Origin of the sequence: Microbacterium sp. NPDC089696 (genome assembly GCF_044749125.1) — a bacterium.
In the GTDB taxonomy this organism is placed as follows: Bacteria; Actinomycetota; Actinomycetes; order Actinomycetales; family Microbacteriaceae; genus Microbacterium.
In genome coordinates this window covers 1-5,516 of the sequence record NZ_JBIVHF010000006.1, presented here as the reverse complement: position 1 = coordinate 5,516, position 5,516 = coordinate 1, and the positions used below count along the sequence as shown (strand labels likewise).

At 54.7% G+C, this 5,516-nt stretch carries 3 rRNA genes; all 3 read left to right on the top strand.

The features are described from left to right. Positions 1-254 precede the first annotated feature (254 nt). The 3 genes from ACIPY8_RS19220 to rrf all read left to right on the top strand — a co-directional run bounded on the left by ACIPY8_RS19220 (position 255) and on the right by rrf (position 5,508). Positions 255-1,778: ribosomal RNA gene (locus tag ACIPY8_RS19220) — 16S ribosomal RNA — on the top strand. A 398-nt stretch (positions 1,779-2,176) separates the two neighbouring features. Then, a 23S ribosomal RNA gene (locus ACIPY8_RS19215) occupies positions 2,177-5,280 on the top strand. 111 nt (positions 5,281-5,391) lie between these two features. After that, positions 5,392-5,508 (top strand): 5S ribosomal RNA (rrf, locus tag ACIPY8_RS19210). Together the 16S, 23S and 5S rRNA genes form the textbook arrangement of a ribosomal RNA operon. Positions 5,509-5,516: the final 8 nt, after the last annotated feature.

The window sequence follows — 5,516 nt, the reverse complement described above, 5'->3', positions numbered from 1 at the left end:
GGTAAGATTGAGAAGTTGCCCTTCGGGCCTGACTGTGATGGTTGGGTCGGGGGAGCGTCCGATCCTTGAGAACTCAACAGCGTGCACTTGTCAAATGCCAAATTATCCTCGTCTAGCTTCGGCTAGTTGAGAATTCCTTTGGATCAAAGACCATTCCTTCGGGAGTGGCAACGGATAGTCAGCAATGAATATCTCTTTGGTCAGCATCAAACTCGCTGCGTCATCCTATTCCGGGTGTTCGTATGCATTTCTTTTTTACGGAGAGTTTGATCCTGGCTCAGGATGAACGCTGGCGGCGTGCTTAACACATGCAAGTCGAACGGTGAACATGGAGCTTGCTCTGTGGGATCAGTGGCGAACGGGTGAGTAACACGTGAGCAACCTGCCCCTGACTCTGGGATAAGCGCTGGAAACGGCGTCTAATACTGGATACGAGACGTGATCGCATGGTCAACGTCTGGAAAGAATTTCGGTTGGGGATGGGCTCGCGGCCTATCAGCTTGTTGGTGAGGTAATGGCTCACCAAGGCGTCGACGGGTAGCCGGCCTGAGAGGGTGACCGGCCACACTGGGACTGAGACACGGCCCAGACTCCTACGGGAGGCAGCAGTGGGGAATATTGCACAATGGGCGCAAGCCTGATGCAGCAACGCCGCGTGAGGGATGACGGCCTTCGGGTTGTAAACCTCTTTTAGCAGGGAAGAAGCGAAAGTGACGGTACCTGCAGAAAAAGCGCCGGCTAACTACGTGCCAGCAGCCGCGGTAATACGTAGGGCGCAAGCGTTATCCGGAATTATTGGGCGTAAAGAGCTCGTAGGCGGTTTGTCGCGTCTGCTGTGAAATCCCGAGGCTCAACCTCGGGCCTGCAGTGGGTACGGGCAGACTAGAGTGCGGTAGGGGAGATTGGAATTCCTGGTGTAGCGGTGGAATGCGCAGATATCAGGAGGAACACCGATGGCGAAGGCAGATCTCTGGGCCGTAACTGACGCTGAGGAGCGAAAGGGTGGGGAGCAAACAGGCTTAGATACCCTGGTAGTCCACCCCGTAAACGTTGGGAACTAGTTGTGGGGTCCATTCCACGGATTCCGTGACGCAGCTAACGCATTAAGTTCCCCGCCTGGGGAGTACGGCCGCAAGGCTAAAACTCAAAGGAATTGACGGGGACCCGCACAAGCGGCGGAGCATGCGGATTAATTCGATGCAACGCGAAGAACCTTACCAAGGCTTGACATATACGAGAACGGGCCAGAAATGGTCAACTCTTTGGACACTCGTAAACAGGTGGTGCATGGTTGTCGTCAGCTCGTGTCGTGAGATGTTGGGTTAAGTCCCGCAACGAGCGCAACCCTCGTTCTATGTTGCCAGCACGTAATGGTGGGAACTCATGGGATACTGCCGGGGTCAACTCGGAGGAAGGTGGGGATGACGTCAAATCATCATGCCCCTTATGTCTTGGGCTTCACGCATGCTACAATGGCCGGTACAAAGGGCTGCAATACCGCGAGGTGGAGCGAATCCCAAAAAGCCGGTCCCAGTTCGGATTGAGGTCTGCAACTCGACCTCATGAAGTCGGAGTCGCTAGTAATCGCAGATCAGCAACGCTGCGGTGAATACGTTCCCGGGTCTTGTACACACCGCCCGTCAAGTCATGAAAGTCGGTAACACCTGAAGCCGGTGGCCTAACCCTTGTGGAGGGAGCCGTCGAAGGTGGGATCGGTAATTAGGACTAAGTCGTAACAAGGTAGCCGTACCGGAAGGTGCGGCTGGATCACCTCCTTTCTAAGGAGCATCTGAAGTCTTCGGACTTCCAGAACCCAGATCGAAGGCATACGTTCTTCGCTGGGAGCTCATGGGTGGAACATTTGACATGGCATCGAGAGTCGATCTCGGATTAGTACGCAGCTTGCTGCAGGAACGTCTGGGGGCTGGGTTTCGGTGCCTGCACGCTGTTGGGTCCTGAGGGACCGGGCCGGCCTTCGGGTCGAACTGGACCTCTGGGCCTTTCGTTGTCTCCCCGTGGGGGAGGGGATGAGGGGTACCGCCCGTACTTTGAGAACTACACAGTGGACGCGAGCATCTTGCAGCCGGTCTTTGATCGGTTGCACAAGATGATCTTAAAGATCATTAGTCAATCTCCATGCCTTTCGGGGTGTGGCGATCGATTCAAACTCATGTGATTTCAAGTCTTTAAGAGCAAACGGTGGATGCCTTGGCATCTGGAGCCGAAGAAGGACGTAGCAATCTGCGATAAGCCTCGGGGAACTGATAAGCAAGTTTTGATCCGAGGGTGTCCGAATGGGGAAACCCCGCTGGGCGGCGTGCCGACCTAGTGACTCCCGCCTGAATATATAGGGCGGGTAGAGGGAACGTGGGGAAGTGAAACATCTCAGTACCCACAGGAAGAGAAAGCAACCGCGATTCCGTTAGTAGTGGCGAGCGAAACCGGATCAGGCTAAACCGAGCGTGTGTGATAGCCGGCAGGCGTTGCACGTTCGGGGTTGTGGGACTTTTCAGTCATTTCTGCCGAGATGGCGGCGTTACAAGAAGGTATAGACGAACGGTCTTGAAAGGCCGGTCATAGAGGGTGCCAACCCCGTAGTCGAAATGCCTTGCTTGGCGCGAAGAGTATCCCAAGTAGCACGGGGCCCGTGAAATCCCGTGTGAATCTGTCAGGACCACCTGATAAGCCTAAATACTCCCAGATGACCGATAGCGGACAAGTACCGTGAGGGAAAGGTGAAAAGTACCCCGGGAGGGGAGTGAAATAGTACCTGAAACCGTTTGCTTACAAACCGTTGGAGCACCCCTGGTAGGTGTGACAGCGTGCCTTTTGAAGAATGAGCCTGCGAGTTAGCGATATGTGGCGAGGTTAACCCGTGTGGGGTAGCCGTAGCGAAAGCGAGTCTGAATAGGGCGATTCAGTCGCATGTCCTAGACCCGAAGCGAAGTGATCTATCCATGGCCAGGTTGAAGCGACGGTAAGACGTCGTGGAGGACCGAACCCACTTAGGTTGAAAACTGAGGGGATGAGCTGTGGATAGGGGTGAAAGGCCAATCAAACTTCGTGATAGCTGGTTCTCTCCGAAATGCATTTAGGTGCAGCGTTGCGTGTTTCTTGCCGGAGGTAGAGCTACTGGATGGCCGATGGGCCCTACAAGGTTACTGACGTCAGCCAAACTCCGAATGCCGGTAAGTGAGAGCGCAGCAGTGAGACTGTGGGGGATAAGCTTCATAGTCGAGAGGGAAACAACCCAGACCACCAACTAAGGTCCCAAAGCGCGTGCTAAGTGGGAAAGGATGTGGAGTTGCTCTGACAACCAGGAGGTTGGCTTAGAAGCAGCCACCCTTGAAAGAGTGCGTAATAGCTCACTGGTCAAGTGATTCCGCGCCGACAATGTAACGGGGCTCAAGCACGCCACCGAAGTTGTGGCATTGACATTATTGGTAGGCCTTCGTGGTCCAGCCGTGTTGATGGGTAGGAGAGCGTCGTGTGGCCAGCGAAGCGGCGGTGGAAACCAGCCGTGGAGGCTACACGAGTGAGAATGCAGGCATGAGTAGCGAAAGACGTGTGAGAAACACGTCCTCCGAAAGACCAAGGGTTCCAGGGTCAAGCTAATCTTCCCTGGGTAAGTCGGGACCTAAGGCGAGGCCGACAGGCGTAGTCGATGGACAACGGGTTGATATTCCCGTACCGGCGAAGAACCGCCCAAGCTAATCCAGTGGTGCTAAACGTCCGAAGCCATTCATCGGGTCCTTCGGGATCCACCGGGTGGTGGAGCACGTGACCCCATGCTGGTGCGGTTAGCGTATTAACAGGTGTGACGCAGGAAGGTAGTCCAAGCCAGGCGATGGTTGTCCTGGTGCAAGTGCGTAGGCCGAGTCATAGGCAAATCCGTGACTCATACAGGCTGAGACACGATGCGGATAAAAAGTGGATGATCCTATGCTGCCAAGAAAAGCATCGACGCGAGGTTCTAGCTGCCCGTACCCCAAACCGACTCAGGTGGTCAGGTAGAGAATACCAAGGAGATCGAGAGAATCGTGGTTAAGGAACTCGGCAAAATGCCCCCGTAACTTCGGGAGAAGGGGGGCCATCCACTTATACGGACTTGCTCCGAAAAGGGTGTGGTGGCCGCAGAGACTAGTGGGTAGCGACTGTTTACTAAAAACACAGGTCCGTGCCAAGTCGCAAGACGATGTATACGGACTGACGCCTGCCCGGTGCTGGAAGGTTAAGAGGACCGGTTAGCCGCAAGGCGAAGCTGAGAATTTAAGCCCCAGTAAACGGCGGTGGTAACTATAACCATCCTAAGGTAGCGAAATTCCTTGTCGGGTAAGTTCCGACCTGCACGAATGGCGTAACGACTTCCCAACTGTCTCAACCGCGAACTCGGCGAAATTGCATTACGAGTAAAGATGCTCGTTACGCGCAGCAGGACGGAAAGACCCCGTGACCTTTACTACAGCTTGGTATTGGTGTTCGGTGTGGCTTGTGTAGGATAGGTGGGAGACTGTGAAGCATGGACGCCAGTTCATGTGGAGTCATTGTTGAAATACCACTCTGGTCACTCTGGATATCTAACTTCGAACCGTAATCCGGTTCAGGGACAGTGCCTGGTGGGTAGTTTAACTGGGGCGGTTGCCTCCCAAAAAGTAACGGAGGCGCCCAAAGGTTCCCTCAACCTGGTTGGCAATCAGGTGTCGAGTGTAAGTGCACAAGGGAGCTTGACTGTGAGACTGACAGGTCGAGCAGGGACGAAAGTCGGGACTAGTGATCCGGCAGTGGCTTGTGGAAGCGCTGTCGCTCAACGGATAAAAGGTACCTCGGGGATAACAGGCTGATCTTGCCCAAGAGTCCATATCGACGGCATGGTTTGGCACCTCGATGTCGGCTCGTCGCATCCTGGGGCTGGAGTAGGTCCCAAGGGTTGGGCTGTTCGCCCATTAAAGCGGTACGCGAGCTGGGTTTAGAACGTCGTGAGACAGTTCGGTCCCTATCCGCTGCGCGCGTAGGAAGTTTGAGAGGATCTGACCCTAGTACGAGAGGACCGGGTTGGACGAACCTCTGGTGTGTCAGTTGTTCCGCCAGGAGCACCGCTGATTAGCTACGTTCGGGATGGATAACCGCTGAAAGCATCTAAGCGGGAAGCCGGCCTCAAGATGAGACTTCCATACCTTCGGGTGAGAGGCTCCCAGCCAGACTACTGGGTTGATAGGCCAGATGTGGAAGCACGGTAACGTGTGCAGCTGACTGGTACTAATAAGCCGATGACTTGATAACACACCGTTTGTTGGTGCTTGCGTCCACTGAGTGGTTCTCGATGTACGGTCGAGAACCGCCTGAACAATGATTCATAACATCATTGCTAGGTTTTTGAAACATCAATAGTGTTTCGGCGGCCATAGCGTGAGGGAAACGCCCGGTCACATTCCGAACCCGGAAGCTAAGCCTCACAGCGCCGATGGTACTGCAGGGGGGACCCTGTGGGAGAGTAGGACACCGCCGGACTCCTTTTA